Consider the following 15,920-nt stretch of genomic DNA (forward strand, 5'->3'; position numbering starts at 1 on the left):
CCCGCCGCTGGCGATCAGGGGGGCGGGCAGCAGCAGCGCGAGCAGGAACATCAGATGGTCGTAACCGCCCAGGATATGATCGACGCCCAATCGGATCGCATTGCCCAACTCACGCCAGCCGCTGGCATCGCCCGCGTCGATCGCCACGGTCGGCGCGGCGGCGCGCACGGCGCCGACGATCAGGGGCTCGGTGCCCGAACGCCCGGCAATGTCGCTGCGGAGAATGAACAAGGCAAAATGGCTAGGCAATTCGGTGACGACCGCAGTCCATCGGACCGTGAAGCGCCGCGCCGATGCGCCGGCGGGCGGGGTCAAGATGGCGACGGCATGGAGGTCGGGCGGGCCGGCGATCTGAACGAACGCCGCCGACCGCATCGCAACCGTCCATGGCCGCCCGTCGGGGCTGGTGACGGTGAACCGCCCGGCCAGATAGCGACGCGCGGCGGCGACGCTCGCCGCGCCATTGTCGACCGGGTTGCCGGTGGCGACCGCATATTCGCCCTGCGGCACGATGATGTCGGCGCGAATATCGCGCGCGCCCACGTCGAGATTGATTTCGCTGTTCGGGGTCAGATGCGCCGCCGCGGGCGCGGCGGCCAGCCAGGCGGCGAGCGCGAGCCAGAAGGGCAGGACCAGCCTCATCCGTGCGCGAACCAGACCAGCGGGGTGCGCGGGTCGAAAATGCGCGGATTGATCGCCTCGGCCTCGGCGCGGGACGCCTGGCTGAGCGCGGGCTGGCCGGCGAGCGCGGCAGCCTCGGCCTTGATCGCGAACAGCGGGGCGCTGCGCCAGCCCGATTTTTGCGCACGCGCGATTTCGGCAAGGGCGTCCTGCGGCCGGTTGTTCATCAGCAGCGCGCTGGCAAGCAGCAGCCTCGATTCACCATAGGGGCGAAGCGCGACATTTTTCCGCGCGAGGTCCAGCGCCCGGTCGGGCGTGCCAAACGCCAGTTCATGCTCGATCGCATGGCCATAGGCCGCCTCCGGCAGCAGCCGCAGCCGCGCTTCCCAAAGCGCTCCGGCGCGCGCAGCCCAGCGCAGGCTGTTCGCACGGTCGCCGAGGTGGCGATAGAGCATGGCGGCGGCGTCCATGACCTCGGCGCTGTTGCTCGCCTCGGCGATGGCCGCCATCCGCGCGGCGGCGCGGGCGGGGTCGCCGGTCAGGGCTTCGGCCTGCGCGCGGTGCGCCGCGATCAGCCAATAGCCCGGGAACAGCGCATCGGCGCTGGCGAACCATCGGTCGGCCTCTTCCCAGCGGCCCTGCGCCAGCGCATGCCCCCCCATCTGCATGGCGGCCTCGGCAAGGGAGCGCGGTGCGCTCGGCCGCTTGTCGCTCATCATGTCGAGAATCGCGGCATCGGCGTCCGCGAAGCGCGCCTGTGCCATCGCGAGCCCGGCGCGGCGGTAGTCCACGGCCGGCCCGTCGCGCAGCCCTGCGGCGCGGCGATATTGCCTGGCGGCTTCGACCATGTCGCCGCGATAAAAGGCGATATCGCCGACAAGGCCGGCGATGCCCGATTGCTGCAGCCGGTCCGGCGGCACGGCGGCTCCCTCGATCAACGCGATATCGCGCTCGACGGCCGCCAGTCGATGGGTCGAAAAGGCGAGCGTGGCGTGGGCGACGAGCGGTCCAGCGCCCTTGGGCGCTTCGGCCATGGCCTCGTCGAGCAGGCCGCGCGCTTCGGCCAGCATGGGATAGCTGCCGGTCAACCTGGCCTTCGCCATCAATCCCTGCGCCAATATCTCCTTTGGCCCCCATTCGCCGGGCAGACGGCGCATCTGTTCGCGACCCAGGGCGATGCGACCGTCGGCGTCGGCCAGCGCATGGGCAAAGCTGGCGGGGCCGAAACCGGGCGTCGGCATATGCTCCGGCGTGGGCCGTTCGACCGGCGCCGCGCCACGCGCATCCAGCAGGGCCCCGACCGCGACGATCATCAGCACGACCGCGAGCGGCAGGAAATAGCGCAGGCGACCGGCCTGCCTCGGGCCGGTCGAGCCCCACTGCCACCGAACCGACCGGGACGTGGTGGTCGTCCCGATCGGCAAGGAAGGGCGCATCAGTTGGGCCGGGCGCACGGGGTCAGGTTCAGGGCCCCCAGATCATCGGCCAATGCATTGGTCAGGCTGGTCAAACTCCGCGTGATTTCCGGAACGAACACCCCCTGCACATCGTCGGATGGGTTGAGGGCGTTATAGCCGACCTTGGCCCCCGGACTGATCAGCGCCGCAGAGACGGCCGGCATGCCCGTGCGATCGACCCGGACATAGCGGCTTGCCTCGTCACTGCGGAAGTTGAAGGATGTCCCACCCGGATCCGCCAGCGGCGGGGTGCCCTGCGGGAGCGCCAGATAGGGAAAATTATCCCTGAAAGGTCGGTCGTTGGCGGGCGGGTTCACCGGAACGTTGAAGAAGGTCAACGGACTATGCTTGGTGAGGTCGAGGAAGATCACCGCCAGCGTCACATCCGCCACTGGGTCGGGCAGCCGCCGTCCATTGGGGAAGCCCGGCGGTGCCGAAAGCGTCAGTTTCAGCGTGTCGGGCACGACGGCTTCCGCCACCGTAATCCCCGCCCCGGGGATCGTCTGGTTCAGGCAGTTGGTGACGTTGAAGCCCGTGGGGGTGGGGGTGGGGGTCGGCGTCGGGGTCGGCGTCGGGGTCGGCGTCACTGAGATCGGCGGTGTACCGCCATCGTCGCCGCTGTTGCTGCAAGCGCCCAGCCCGAGCACCATGAGCGTTGCCAGGGTGACAGCCGAGGCGCGGCGGAATGACGCGTGTTTGATTGTCTGCGGAGTCATGACAGCTGCCCTCCAAAACGTCCGGTCGTCGCCCAGATGTCGATCAGATTGTTGCCGTTGGCGATCCTGTCGCGCGGGATTTCGATCACGACGCCGGTGATGTTCTGGGCGCCGAACCCGTCGCGCGTTCGCATGAAACTCAGCGTCCCGGTTGCCCGGGTTTCCCGCAGTCCCTGGACGTCGAAAAAGAAGGGATCGTCGAACAGGCCGGCGCGCACCTTCACCCCGTCCTTGACCAGGTCGGTTTCGACCGGACCGATCAGGTCGCCGGTCACGCCGGGAAGGCCGCTTACCTTGATCCCGAATTGTCCGGGCGTCGTCCCGGGCCCGAAACGCACGAGGATCGGGATGTCGGGGGTGGTCCGCGGCGGCGCGTTCGATATGTTCAACGTATACAGGACGTCGCGGTCGTAATTCGCCGCCAAGGTCGTCGCTTGCGGTCCGGCGAATGTGATGACCAGAACGACCGAAGTGGCGGTATGCCAGGCATAGACATCGGCGAGATCGGCCGCGCGGTCCGGTGTCGTATCGGATAGCGGGTCGGTCAGGGTCGGCGGATCAAGATGGTCCGCGGCGGTTAGAAATTGCCCTGGCAATATCACTGCCAAGACGCCGGCGGAGGCGAGCGCGCCCGCCGCTGCCATAAGTTGGTATCTTTTCCTCACCCTATTGCTCCTTGCTGCGAATTGAAAAATTCATTCAGCAACAAGGGAGTGGCGGGAACGGTTGGGTCACGCCAATCCCTTCTTCCTGAACAGAAGAAAGCTTCTCTGGCTTTTGGCGTACCCGGGGGCATCTTCGGTCAAATCGACCACGCTGTCACGGAAAATCGTGCCGCATCCGCAAGTTGGCCGGTCGAAGCAGGGGATTCGAGGTCGGGATGGAGCCCGCCTGACGCGCCGGAGCCGCGTCGGCGGAGACCGATCCGGGCTGGCAGAGGCGCGCAATTTCGCCGTTTCGCCGACGAAGCCGTCTAGATAGCGGTTCGATGAAGATGGATGGAGGCCCGAGCCGGAATCGAACCGGCGTGCGCGGATTTGCAGTCCGCTGCGTCACCACTCCGCCATCGGGCCTCATGCCAAATTGCCGCATTCGCTGACGAACGGGCCGGGTGTTGGACGGACCGCGCTAGTGATGGGCTTTGACCGGCTTGTCAAGGATTCGCCAATTGGGGGGAGGGATTCGCCAATAGGCGGGATTCGCCGATGGGACTTGGCGGCGTCCATCGGGACAGCTATGCGCGGCGCTACGGACGCTCATGCTGTATTAGCATTGCAATACAGCATGGCTTGGGCTAGAGCGGGCCGCAAGTGAGAGTCATTCCAGGAATCGGACAGCGCTGATGGCGACGATATTGAACGAGGGTAATGCGGCGGAGATGCGGGCCGCGATGGTCGACAGCCAGCTGCGCACCAATGATGTCATCGATCCCGCGATCGTCGGCGCGATGGGCGCGGTCGCGCGCGAGGCCTTTGTGCCGCCGGCGCTGGCCAGCGTCGCCTATATGGACCGCGCGATCCCGCTCGGCGAAGGCCGCGCGCTCAACGCGCCGCTGGTCACCGGGCGCATGCTCGTCGCCGCTATGGTGCGGCCCGGCATGCGCGTGCTGCTGGTCGGCGCCGCGACCGGTTACAGCGCCGCCTGCCTGGCGCTGCTCGGCGCCGAGGTCTTCGCGCTCGAAGAGGCCGCTTCGCTCGCCGCCATGGCGCCCGCGAACGACCGGATCCACTGGATCGCGGGACCGCTCGCCGCCGGGGCGCCCGACAAGGGCCTGTTCGACCGGATCATCGTCGAGGGCGCGATCGACGCGCTGCCGCCGGCGCTCGCCGACCAGCTCGTCGAAGGCGGGCGGCTGATCGCCGCGACGCGCGACGGCGCGGTGACCCGCCTCGCGCAGGGCGTCAAGACCGGCGGCACGCTGGCGCTGCGTCCCTTCGCCGACATGGATGTCGCCCCGCTGCCGGGTTTCGCCAGGCCCGCCGGGTTCCAGTTCTGATCGTCCCGACTCTCCTCCTTCCAGGCTGATATGATGACGCACGACCGCATGACGATATCTTCCGCTCGCCGCAGCCGCTGGCTCGCCGGCCTCGCGGTCGGGGCGATCGCCTTCTCGGGCGCGGCGCACGCCGAAACGCTGCAGGGCGCGCTCGCCAAGGCCTATGAGAATAACCCGACGCTGACCGCCGCCCGCGCCGGCCAGCGCGCCAACGACGAAAATGTCCCGATCCGCAAGGCCGACGGCCTGCCGTCGCTGGGGACGGGTGTCGATTATCAGGAAAATCTGGTCCTGCCCGGCAACAGCTTCTTTTCGCCCAAGCGGACGCTGTCGGTCGGCGGCCAGCTGACCGTGCCCATCTATCAGGGCGGCGCGGTGCGCAATGCGGTGAAGGCCGCCAAATATCGCGTCGAGGCCGGCCAGGCCGACCTGCGCGCGACCGAGGCGAGCATCTTCGCGCAGACCGTCGGCGCCTATATGGACGTCATCCGCGACCAGGCGATCGTCCAGCTCAACCAGAAGAATGTCTCGGTCCTGCGCACCAATTTGCAGGCGACCAGCGACCGTTTCGAAATCGGCGACCTCACCCGCACCGACGTCGCCCAGTCGGAGGCGCGGCTCGCGCTCGCCGAAGGCAATCTGCGCGTCGCCGAATCGAACCTGATCAACAGCCGCGAATCCTATATCCGCCTCGTCGGCGACGCGCCGGTCGATCTGGAACAGCCGCCGCAGCTTCCCAACCTGCCGACCACCGCCGAAGACGCGGTGGCGATCGCGCTGACCAACAACCCCGACATCGAGGCGGCGAACCAGCTCGTCAACGCCAGCCGCGCCGACATCGGCGTCGCGCGTTCGACGCGGCTGCCCAAATTGTCGTCGTCGGTCAACGGCGGCTACAACAACAACCTCCATTCGGTGACCAGCGCGACATCGGAAAATACCACGACCAGCACCCAGGCGACGCTGTCGCTGACGATCCCGCTGTTTCAGGGCGGCCGCCCGGCGGCGCAGGTCCGCCAGGCGCAGTCCCGCAACAGCCAGGCGCTCGAAAATTACATCGCGACCGAACGCAACGTCATCGCCCAGACGCGCGGCGCCTATGCCGCCTGGCAGGCGAATGAGCGCATCATCACCGCGACGCAGCAGGCGGTGAACGCCAACGGCCTGTCGCTCGAAGGCGTGCGCGCCGAAAACAGCGTCGGCACCCGTTCGATCCTCGACATTTTGAACGCCGAACAGGAATATCTGAACACCCAGGTCCAGCTCGTCTCGGCGCGCCGCAACTCCTATGTCGCCGCCTTCTCGGTGCTCGCCGCGATGGGCAAGGCCGAGGCGCGCGACCTCGGGATCGAGGGCGGCGCGCTCTACGATCCGGCGGTCAACTACGACCGGGTGAAGGGCAAGGTCTTCGACTGGGATGATGATCCGAAGCCGCAGCAGGTCGCGACCGGCACCCGCCAGGTGCCCGCCGCCGACGCCAGCGTCCCCGCCGGCAATCCGCTAACCCCACAATAAGGCTTGGCAAGCATCGCCCCACGCCGGTATGAACATGGTTAATCGCCCGGCTTTCGGGCGGTGCCACAGGGGGCCATAATGGGCGACATGTCGCGGGAACCGTCGATGGAGGACATTTTATCGTCGATTCGGCGCGTCATCGCCCGCGACGAAGCCCCCGGCGCCGTCCGCGAAGCCCGCGCCCCGGCGCCGGTCGAGGAAATCCTCGAACTGCACGATGAAGAAGCCGAGGCCGACCGCCCCGCGCCCGAGATCGCGCCGGCCGCCGAAGAAGCCGAAGAGCTGGTGTCCCCCGCCAGCGCCGACGCCGCGCGCCAGTCGCTCGAAGCGCTGACCGCCGCCATCGCACCCGCCGTCACCGCCGCCGTGGCGACCGCCCCGGCCGCCGGCCGCACGATGGAAGACGTCGTCCTCGACGCGCTGCGCCCGATGCTCAAGGACTGGCTCGACGCCAACCTGCCCGAAATGGTCGAGGCGATGGTGGCGAAGGAAATCAGCCGGATTACCGGGCGGCGGCTCTAACTACCCCGCCCAATCCTCCAGCAGATAACGCGCGATCGCCAGCGGCGGCGGCGCCATGAAGGGCGCGCCCATGTCGCCCGCCAGCGCCGCGCGCACCTCGGCGCGGTCGACCCACATCGCCGCTTCGATCTCGGTCGTATCGAGCGTCAGCGCCGGATCGTCCGTCACCGCGCGCGCGCCGATCATCAGCGACGAAGGGAAGGGCCAGGGCTGGCTCGCCACATAGGACACGTCCGACACGCGGATGCCGGCTTCCTCGAACAATTCGCGCGCCACCGCTTCCTCGAGCGATTCGCCCGGCTCGACGAACCCCGCGAGCGCCGAGAAGAAGCCCGGCGGGAAACCGCCCTGCCGCCCGACGAGCACGCGATCGCCGCATTCGGCGAGCATGATCACCACCGGGTCGACGCGCGGGAAATGTTCCGAACCGCAGCTGTCGCACTTCCGCCCCCAGCCGCCGCGGAACAACGCGCTCGGGTTCCCGCACACCGCGCAGAAGCGGTGCCGCGCATGCCAGTCGACCAGGCTGCGCGCGCCGCCATAGAGCGCCGCCTCCTCGCCCGACAGCAAGGGCAGCAGCCGCATCACGGTGCGCGAGCGCGCATCGATCCGCTGGCTCGGCGCGGGTTCGCGCACGAAATGCGGCACCCCGGCCTCGTCGAGCCCGAGCAGCATCGGGGCGCGGTCGTCGCCGTCGCCGAGCGGCTCCCAACGGAGCCCCCCGCACTCGCCCGGCACGAAGTCGATCCCGTCGAGGACGAGACACAAGGCGCGCGGATCGGCGACCGCCGTAGCAAACGCCGCCGCATCGGTGCGGATCTGGTCGGCACGGTCGAGCCGCGCCCCGGTGAACCCCAGCGGCATCAGCCGACGATGTCCTTGACGACCGTCTCGCCGAACTTCGCCTGGAAGCTCACCGTCTCGGGCGGCATGATCTGCGTGTAGCCGCCGACGCGATAGCCGAGCTTGCGGTGGACGAAGCCGATCGTCCCCGCCGCGCCCGCCCAGCCGAACAGCCCCTCGCCGCCCGGCGACGTCGGCAGCGACACGCGCCCGCCGGCGCCGAAACCCTGCCCCTCGACGAAGCTGCCCTTGCGATCGACGCTGTCGTCGAGCAGGTTCGACATCGCGAGCCTTGCGGTCTCGACCTTCATCACCCGTTCGCCCCGCGTCTCGCCTTCCCCCAACAACATCGCGAGGAAACGATCATAATCGCGCGCGCTCGACACGAGGCCGCCGCCGCCGAACGGATAGGGCGGCTTGTCGAGATAGATCGAACTGGTCGCCGGGTCGAAGGGGATCAGCGCCCCGCCGAACGCCGCATAATTGCTCGTGAAGCGCCCGACGTCCTTCGCCGCGACCATGAAGCCGGTGCTCGCCATGCCGAGCGGCCCGAACAGCCGCGCCTGCAAAAAGGCGTCGAAGCTCTGCCCCGACACCACTTCGATCACCCGCCCCATCAGGTCGAGCCCGATCGAATAGCTCCATTTCGTCCCCGGCTCATAGACCAGAGGCAGCGCCGCGAGCCGGTCGGCCATGGCGGCGAGACTGGGAGCGGGCGTGACCGGCGGAAAGCCCGGGAGCGGCAAGCGGCTCGCCTGTCCGCCGACGATGCCATTATCGTCATAGGCCTTTTTGATCGGCCCCTTCTGGATGATATTATAGCCGAGCCCCGCCGTATGCGTCAGCAGGTGGCGGACGGTGATCATCGTCTTCGCCGGGCGCACGTCGGTGATCGACCCGTCGGGGGTGTTCTGGACCGTCATCTTGGCAAAGGCGGGCAGGAAGTCGGCGATCGGCTGGTCGAGTTTCATCTTGCCGTCTTCGATCAGCAGCATCGCGGCGATGCCGGTCACCGGCTTGGTCATCGAATAGAGCCGCCACAGCGTGTCGGGGCCGACCGCCACCCCGTCACTCAGCGATTGCACCCCGGCGCCGAAGAAGCTCGCCTCCTCCTGCCCCTTGCCGATCGCGGCGAGCGTGCCGGCGAGTTCGCGGCGCTCGACAAAGCCTTTGATGAAGGCGCTCGTCGCGGGATAGAGCTGCGCCCCGCCTTCCTTATACGCCCACGCCGCCTGCGGCAGCAGCAGCCCGGTTCCGCCCAGCGCCAGCCCGCCGAGCATCGCCCGGCGCGAAACCATCATGTTCATGTCCTAACTCTCCAGCATCTTGTCGGTCAGTTTGCGATAGAGCGTCGGCAGTCCCGCCGCGTCAAGCTCCGCGATCGGCCACCACGTCCCTTCCGCTGCGTCATCGGGGGTTTCGCCGCGCACCAGCATCAGCCGCAGGTCGAAATGGGTAAAGCTGTGATCGACCGCGACGATTCCCGACTCGGCGGGCGCGGCGTCGCTCCATTCGCCCCCGGGCAGCGCGCGCATCCCGCCGAGCATGCCCTTGCCGGGGCGCTGGACCAGCCAGACCCGTCCCGCACGCTCGATCCAATAGGCCACCCCGAAACGCTGCGGCTTCGCCTTCTTCGCCGGCTTGACCGGGATGCGGTCCAGATCCGCCCGCCCGCGCGCGCGGCAATCGGCGATCAGCGGGCAGATGCCGCAGGCCGGGCCGCGCGGGGTGCAGATCGTCGCCCCCAGGTCCATCATCGCCTGCGCAAAATCGCCCGGCCGTTCGCTCGGCACCAGCGGCGCCAGCTCGGCCTTGATCGCCCGCTTCGCCGCCGGCAGCGGCGTCAGGATCAGCCGGTGCCGCGCAATCACCCGCTCGATATTGGCGTCGACCACCACCGCCGCCCGCCCGAAGGCGATCGCCGCCACCGACGCCGCCGTATAGTCGCCGATCCCCGGCAGGGCGCGCAGCCCCGCCTCGTGATCGGGAAACCGGCCGCCATGGTCGGTCATAACGGCGCGTGCGCAGGCGAGCAGGTTGCGCGCCCGCGCATAATAGCCGAGCCCCGCCCACGCCGCCATGACGTCGGCGTCGTCGGCCGCCGCCAGATCGCCCACCGTCGGCCAGCGCGCGATGAATTTGCCGAAATAGCCGATCACCGCCGCCACCGTCGTCTGCTGCAGCATGATCTCGGCCATCCACACAAGGTACGGATCGGGCGCCGCGTCGCTGCCCGGCGGCGCTCGCCAGGGCAGCACCCGCGCCGACCGGTCGTACCAGCCGAGCAGGCGCGATGCGAAACCCTCGACGATAGGGGAAGTCTGGACGCTCACCCCCCGCCTATGGCATGGCGCCAGACGTGACGAAAGACGCGGGACAGGACGAGCCGGCCAAAAAGGCAAAGGCGAAGAAGGCGGCGAAACCCGCCAAGCCGAAACTGCGCGTCTATGAACGCCCGCGCGGCGGCGAGGCGCGCGCGATTTCCGACCTCGTTCCCGAAATCGGCCGCACCGCCTTTCGCAAATTCGGCTTCATCCAGTCGTCGGTGGTCAGCCGCTGGCGCGAGATCGTCGGCGAAAAACTCGCCGATGTGACCCAGCCCGCGATGATCCGCTTCCCGGCGGGGCAAAAGGCCGGCGGCACGCTCCATCTGACGATCAGCGGCGCCCACGCGCCGATGCTCCAGCATGTCGCGCCCGACCTGATGGCGGCGGTCAACCGCTTCTTCGGCTATGCCGCCATCGCGCATGTCCGCATGACCCACGGCCAGGTCACGCCCGCGCCCGCCGTTCAGCCGCCAGCAATGCTCAAACCCGTACCCGCCGAGCTGGGGGATAGTTTGCGCGACATCGGCGACCCCGAGCTTCGGACCGTCCTCGAACGGATGGCCGCCGGGCTCGGTGCCGCCCCCAAACTCCCCCGCATCAGTTGAGGAACCCCAGGTCGCCATGCTTGCCGCCCGTCTGAAAAATCCCGCCATCCTGACCGCGCTCGCGGTCGGCGCGCTGCTGATCTTCCCTGCGGCATCGCCCGCCAAGCCCGCCGCCAAGGCGGCGCCCAAAGCCGCGCCCGCCGCGCCGCGCTGGTCGGCGACGATCACCACCAGCGCAATCGGCGCGCATGTCGTCGGCAATCCCAACGCCCGGATCAAGCTGATCGAATATTTCAGCTACACCTGCAGCCATTGCGCCGATTTCGCCAAGGCGTCGGCGGTGCCGCTCAAGACGCTCTATATCGACAAGGGCCTCGTCCAGTTCGAATATCGCAACCTCGTGCGCGACTCGGTCGACATGACCGCGGCGCTGCTCGCGCGCTGCGGCGGGATCAAGGCCTTCGCCGGCAATCACCAGGCGATCATGCTCGCGCAGCCGGCCTGGCTCGACAAGGTCGTCAAGGCGACCGACGCCCAGAAGACGAGCTGGTTCCAGGGCACCACCGGCGAACGCGCGCGCAAGATCGCCGCCGACACCGGGCTCACCGCCCTGATGAGCGCGCGCGGCTATACGGCAGCGCAGCAGAACGCCTGCCTCGACGACGCGGTCGCCCAGGCCGAACTCACCGGGATGACCAACATCGGCCTGCGGGGCGATCGCATCGCCGGTACCCCGGCCTTTTTCCTCAACGGCCGCCGCGTCGAAGTGACCGCCTGGCCGGCGGTCAAATCGCAACTCGACCTCGCGCTCAAACCCTCCTAAAAGCGCCGCATTCCCCCGATCCGGAGAAACACAGACCATGATGCGTACCCTGCTCTTGACCTCGATGGCCGCCCTCGCCCTTGCCGGGTGCGGCGACAGCAAGACCGACACGACCAAGGAACAGGCGGCGATCGCCAAGGTCGCGGCGCCGGCGGGCAAAAGCTGGTCGCAAACCGTCGTCAAGACCGCCGAGGGCGGCTATCTGATGGGCAACCCCGACGCGCCGATCAAGCTCATCGAATATGGCTCGTTGACCTGTTCGCACTGCGCCGATTTCTCGAACGAAAGCCATGAGGAACTGTCGCGCGACTTCGTCGACACCGGCCGCGTCAGCTTTGAAATGCGCAATTATGTCCGCGACGCGATCGACGCGACCGCCGCCGCGATCATCCACTGCGCGCCGGCCGAACGCTATTTCCCGCTCGCCGAAAACACCTTCGCCTCGCAGGCCGAGATCTTCAAGAACGCCCAGGCCAATGAACAGGGCTATGCCGCCGCCATGGCGCTGCCGCCCGCGCAGCGCTTCCCCGCGCTCGCCAAGGCGACCAAGCTCGACACCTTCTTCCAGGCGCGCGGGCTGACCGGCGACCAGATCAACGCCTGCCTCAGCAACATCGCCAATATCGAAGCGCTCGAAAAGGGCGTCAACGCCGCGAACGAGCAATATAATATCGCCGGCACGCCGACCTTCATCATCAACGGCACGGTCGCCGAGGGTGTCGGCACCTGGCCCGTCCTGCGCGACCGCCTGCGCACGATGGGCGCCCGCTGACATCTCGATCCTCCCCCAGCGGGGGAGGGGGACCACCCGAAGGGTGGTGGAGGGGTACAGGAGGTTTACGCTGCGTCGGACGGGCGCCGAACCTTTCGGGCGACCCGCGCGTGGCCCACGGCTTCAATGGCAAGGCAAACCGCCTGTACCCCTCCACCAGCTTCGCTGGTCCCCCTCCCCGTTCCGGGGAGGACCAACCCCCTTGCGACTCCCCCGCCCGCGCGGCATGACGGACGCCAAGGGGGACAGGTGACACCAAGCTTGCATCATCTGCGATTCGGGCGACTGCGCGGGAGCCACCCGTGCAGATAAAACGCCTGCGCCTGACCGGTTTCAAAAGCTTCGTCGAACCCACCGAATTGCGCATCGAACCCGGGCTGACCGGGGTCGTCGGCCCCAATGGCTGCGGCAAGTCGAACCTGCTCGAAGCGATCCGCTGGGTGATGGGCGAATCCTCCCCCAAATCGATGCGCGGCGGCGGCATGGAGGATGTCATCTTCGCCGGCACCTCGCAGCGCCCGCCGCGCGACTTTGCCGAGGTCGCGCTCCATTGCGACAGCGAGGGCGAGATTGTCGCCGGCCTGTCCGACGCCACCGAGGGACGCGAGCTCGAAATCATCCGCCGCATCGAACGCGGCGCCGGCTCGGCGTACCGCGCCAACGGCCGCGACGTGCGCGCCAAGGACGTCGCCTTGATCTTCGCCGACGCCGCGACCGGCGCGCACAGCCCCGCGCTCGTCAGCCAGGGCAAGATCGCCAATGTCATCTCGGCCAAGCCGACCGACCGCCGCGCGATGCTCGAGGAAGCCGCCGGCATCGCGGGCTTGCACGTCCGCCGCAAGGACGCCGAACAGAAGCTTCGCGCGACCGAGACCAACCTCACCCGCCTCTCCGAAATCGTCGCCGACATGGAGGTGCGCGCCAATGCGCTGCGCCGCCAGGCGCGCGCCGCCGAACGCTACAAAAAGCTAACTGACGAGATTCGCATCGCCGAGGGGCGGCTGATCTACGCGCGCTGGCGCGACGCCGCCGCCGCCGCCGATCAGGCGAAGCGCGACTGCGACGCCGCCGAGGCCGCCGTCAAGGCCGCCCAGGACAAGCTCGACACCGTCGCCCGCGCGCAGACCGAGGTCGCGACCCGCGTCGCCGAGGCGCGCAGCGCCGCGCAGGCGCAGCGCGACGCGCTGGCCGAGGCGACCGCGACGCAGGTGCGGCTCGCGGGTGAGGAACGCGCCGCGCGCCAGCGGCTCGACGACCTCGCCGCGCAGCAGGCGCGCCTCGCCGACGACCGGGCGCGCGAGGGCGAATTGGCGCGCGAGGCGCATGGCGCGCTGACCGATCTCGACGCCGAGGCAAAGACGCTCGCGCAGCAACTCGCCGTCCATGACGCCGGCAAGGCCGCGCTCGTCGAGGCGAGCCAGGCGGCGCAGGCTTTGCTCCGCGACGCCGAGGTCGCGCTCGCCCAGGCGCGCGCGCAGGCCGCCAGCGAAGCCGCCGACCGCCGCATCGCCGTGTCGGCGCGCGACAGCGCCCACACGGCGGTCCAGCGCCTCGCCAACGACAGCCAGCGCGTCGAAGCCGAGGTCGCCGCGCTCGGCGACAGCGCCGACCTCGCGCAGCGCCAGACCGACGCCGCCACCGCCGCGACCACCGCCGAAGCCGCGATCGCCACCGCCGAAGACGCGCTGCAAGGCGCCGAGGCCGATCGCGAAGCCGGGGCCGCCGCGCTCGCCGAAATCGAAGCGGGCCTCGCCGAAGCGCGCGCCGCCTTCGCCGCATTGGAAGGCGAGGCGACCACCCTCGCCCGCGCCCTCGCCGCCGCGAAATCCGACGCCAATCCGGTGCTCGACCAGCTCCGCGTCACCCCCGGCTATGAAGCCGCGCTCGCCGCCGCGCTCGGCGACGATCTCGACGCCGGTACCGATGCCGAGGCCCAGCGCAGCTGGCGCGGCGCCGACAAGGGCGCGAACGACCCGGCGCTGCCCGCCGGCACGACCGCGCTCGCCGATGTCGTGCAGGCGCCGCCGGCGCTGCTCCGCCGCCTCGCCCAGGTCGCGGTCGCCGACGTCGACGCCGGCCAGCCGCTCGCGGTCGGCCAGCGGCTGGTGACCAAAGACGGCGTGATGCGCCGCTGGGACGGCTTTGTCGCGCGCGGCGACGGCGCCACCGCGACCGAGCGCCTCATCCGCCAGAACCGCCTCGACGACCTCGCCGCGCAGCGCCCGCAGGTCGAACTCGGCGTCATGCAGCTCGGCGACCGCCGCGACGCCGCCGCCGCGTCGCTCGCCGAAGCGACCGCCGCCGTGTCGGCGACCCGCCGCGCGCTTGCCGAGGCCGACGAACGCCGCCGCACCGCCTTGCGCGCCGCCGATCAGGCGCAGGCCGCGCTCGACCGCCACCGCGACGCCGCGAGCCTCTTCGACCGCCGCCGCGCCGAACTCGCCGCCGCGACCGCCGAGGCGACGAGGGACCTCGCAACCCATGAAGCCGCGCTCGCCGCGCTGCCCGACGACCGCATCGCCCGCGCCGCGCTCGACGCGCAGGAAGCCGCCGCCGAGCGCGCGCGCACCGACGCCGCCACCGCGCGTGACGCGCAGACCGCGCACGAACGCGCCTTCGCTGCGCTCAGCGAGCGGCAGGCGGTCGTCGCCGCCGAGATCAAGAGCTGGAAGGCCCGCGCCGGCGAGGCGGCGCGCCGCGTCACCGACATGGACAAGCGCGCCGAAGCGCTCGCCGCCGAAGCGGCCAAGCTCGCCGACGTCCCGGCGCGGCTCGCCGAACAGCTGGCCGAGGCCGAAAGCCGGCAAGCGAACCTGCGCGAACAGGTCACCGCCGCCGAGGCGCAGGAACGCGCCGCAGAGGCCGCGCTGCGCGAGGCCGAGGCGGCGCTTGGCACGATCCGCGAAATCCTCGCCAGCGCGCGCGAAACCCGCGCCGGCGCGGTCGCACGCTCCGAAAATGCCGAGCTGCGCCGCATCGAAATGGGCCGCCTCTCGGGCGAACGCTTCGCATGCCCGCCGCCCTTGCTCCCGCAAAAGGCCGGCTTCGAAAGCGCCGGCGTCGGCGAGGCGAGCGCCGAATCGGCGCAGCACGACCGGCTGATCGCCGACCGCGAACGCCTCGGCCCGGTCAACCTCGTCGCCGCCGACGAACTATTGGAGCTCGATACCGAACGCGAAAAAAGCGCTGCCGAGATCGAGGAGCTGCAACAGGCGGTCAACCGGCTGCGCGGCTCGATCGGCAACCTCAACCGCGAGGGCCGCGTCCGCCTGCTCGCCGCCTTCGAGACGGTGAACACCCATTTCCAGCGCCTGTTCACCACCTTGTTCAACGGCGGTCAGGCGCATCTCGAACTCGTCGATTCGGACGATCCGCTCGAGGCCGGGCTCGAAATCATGGCGCAGCCGCCGGGCAAGCGCCTCGGCACGCTGACATTGCTCTCGGGCGGCGAACAGGCGCTCACGGCGATCGCGCTGATCTTCGGCCTCTTCCTCACCAACCCGGCGCCGATCTGCGTCCTCGACGAGGTCGACGCGCCGCTCGACGATGCCAATATCGAACGCTTCTGCGACCTGCTCGACCGCATGAGCCGCGAGACCAACACCCGCTATCTGATCGTCTCGCACAATGCGGTGACGATGGCGCGCATGCACCGCCTCTATGGCGTGACGATGGTCGAAAAGGGCGTCAGCCGCCTCGTCTCGGTCGACCTCGGCGGCGCCGAGGAACTGCTCGCGGCGGAATAGGCAAGGGCGGTCGCATCTATTCACCGTAGCCCTGAGC

The 15,920-nt window shown here is 69.4% G+C and carries 14 protein-coding genes and 1 tRNA gene; 7 read left to right on the plus strand and 8 right to left on the minus strand.

Annotation, left to right across the window (positions count from 1 at the left end):
• The 5 genes from ACREB7_RS17745 to ACREB7_RS17765 form a co-directional block, all read right to left on the minus strand.
• A partial coding sequence (locus ACREB7_RS17745) for a hypothetical protein (protein WP_431593605.1) occupies positions 1–642 on the minus strand: 642 nt, incomplete at its 3' end.
• On the minus strand, positions 639–2,057 hold the full coding sequence (locus ACREB7_RS17750; protein ID WP_431593606.1) for a hypothetical protein: 1,419 nt from the start codon (positions 2,055–2,057) through the stop codon (positions 639–641). The genes ACREB7_RS17745 and ACREB7_RS17750, both read right to left, overlap by 4 nt.
• The gene (locus ACREB7_RS17755) at positions 2,057–2,794 is read right to left on the minus strand and encodes a DUF4331 family protein (RefSeq protein WP_431593607.1); all 738 of its coding nucleotides are present in this window, start codon (positions 2,792–2,794) and stop codon (positions 2,057–2,059) included. Before ACREB7_RS17755 ends, ACREB7_RS17750 begins: the two co-directional genes overlap by 1 nt.
• Entirely contained in the window at positions 2,791–3,438 is a 648-nt protein-coding gene (locus ACREB7_RS17760; protein ID WP_431593608.1) for a DUF4331 family protein, read from the minus strand. Before ACREB7_RS17760 ends, ACREB7_RS17755 begins: the two co-directional genes overlap by 4 nt.
• A gap of 355 nt (positions 3,439–3,793) precedes the next feature.
• Positions 3,794–3,867: transfer RNA gene (locus ACREB7_RS17765), tRNA-Cys, on the minus strand.
• A 269-nt stretch (positions 3,868–4,136) separates the two neighbouring features.
• On the opposite strand from ACREB7_RS17765, the gene ACREB7_RS17770 reads away from it, so the two are divergent.
• The 3 genes from ACREB7_RS17770 (at position 4,137) to ACREB7_RS17780 (ending at position 6,827) form a co-directional block, all read left to right on the plus strand.
• The gene (locus ACREB7_RS17770; RefSeq protein WP_431593609.1) at positions 4,137–4,790 is read left to right on the plus strand and encodes a protein-L-isoaspartate O-methyltransferase family protein; all 654 of its coding nucleotides are present in this window, start codon (positions 4,137–4,139) and stop codon (positions 4,788–4,790) included.
• A gap of 48 nt (positions 4,791–4,838) precedes the next feature.
• Complete coding sequence (locus tag ACREB7_RS17775) at positions 4,839–6,305, plus strand: TolC family outer membrane protein (RefSeq protein ID WP_431593610.1); 1,467 nt, start codon at positions 4,839–4,841, stop codon at positions 6,303–6,305.
• Between the two features lie 78 nt (positions 6,306–6,383).
• Positions 6,384–6,827 carry a DUF2497 domain-containing protein gene (locus ACREB7_RS17780; protein WP_431593611.1) on the plus strand — a complete coding sequence of 148 codons (444 nt, stop codon included), beginning with the start codon at positions 6,384–6,386 and terminating at the stop codon, positions 6,825–6,827.
• Here ACREB7_RS17780 and nudC read toward each other — a convergent pair whose 3' ends face one another.
• The 3 genes from nudC to ACREB7_RS17795 are packed head-to-tail and all read right to left on the minus strand — an operon-like array spanning position 6,828 to position 10,003.
• On the minus strand, positions 6,828–7,691 hold the full coding sequence (gene nudC, locus ACREB7_RS17785) for an NAD(+) diphosphatase (protein ID WP_431593612.1): 864 nt from the start codon (positions 7,689–7,691) through the stop codon (positions 6,828–6,830).
• A complete protein-coding gene (locus ACREB7_RS17790; RefSeq protein WP_431593613.1) occupies positions 7,691–8,977 on the minus strand; it encodes a serine hydrolase domain-containing protein in 1,287 nt (428 codons plus the stop codon). The genes nudC and ACREB7_RS17790 overlap by 1 nt, the downstream gene beginning before the upstream one ends.
• Before the next feature lie 3 nt (positions 8,978–8,980).
• A complete protein-coding gene (locus ACREB7_RS17795; RefSeq protein ID WP_431593614.1) occupies positions 8,981–10,003 on the minus strand; it encodes an A/G-specific adenine glycosylase in 1,023 nt (340 codons plus the stop codon).
• Positions 10,004–10,017: 14 nt separating this feature from the next.
• Between ACREB7_RS17795 and ACREB7_RS17800 the strand changes: the two genes are divergently transcribed.
• The 4 genes from ACREB7_RS17800 (at position 10,018) to smc (ending at position 15,883) form a co-directional block, all read left to right on the plus strand.
• A complete protein-coding gene (locus ACREB7_RS17800) occupies positions 10,018–10,602 on the plus strand; it encodes a DUF721 domain-containing protein (protein ID WP_431593615.1) in 585 nt (194 codons plus the stop codon).
• 16 nt (positions 10,603–10,618) lie between these two features.
• Positions 10,619–11,365, plus strand: a complete 747-nt coding sequence (locus ACREB7_RS17805; protein ID WP_431593616.1) for a thioredoxin domain-containing protein — start codon at positions 10,619–10,621, stop codon at positions 11,363–11,365.
• 37 nt (positions 11,366–11,402) lie between these two features.
• Positions 11,403–12,137, plus strand: a complete 735-nt coding sequence (locus ACREB7_RS17810) for a thioredoxin domain-containing protein (RefSeq protein WP_431593617.1) — start codon at positions 11,403–11,405, stop codon at positions 12,135–12,137.
• A 302-nt stretch (positions 12,138–12,439) separates the two neighbouring features.
• Positions 12,440–15,883, plus strand: a complete 3,444-nt coding sequence (gene smc, locus ACREB7_RS17815) for a chromosome segregation protein SMC (protein WP_431593618.1) — start codon at positions 12,440–12,442, stop codon at positions 15,881–15,883.
• Positions 15,884–15,920 lie beyond the last annotated feature (37 nt).

This window comes from Sphingopyxis sp. (assembly GCF_050725615.1).
In the GTDB taxonomy this organism is placed as follows: Bacteria; Pseudomonadota; Alphaproteobacteria; order Sphingomonadales; family Sphingomonadaceae; genus Sphingopyxis.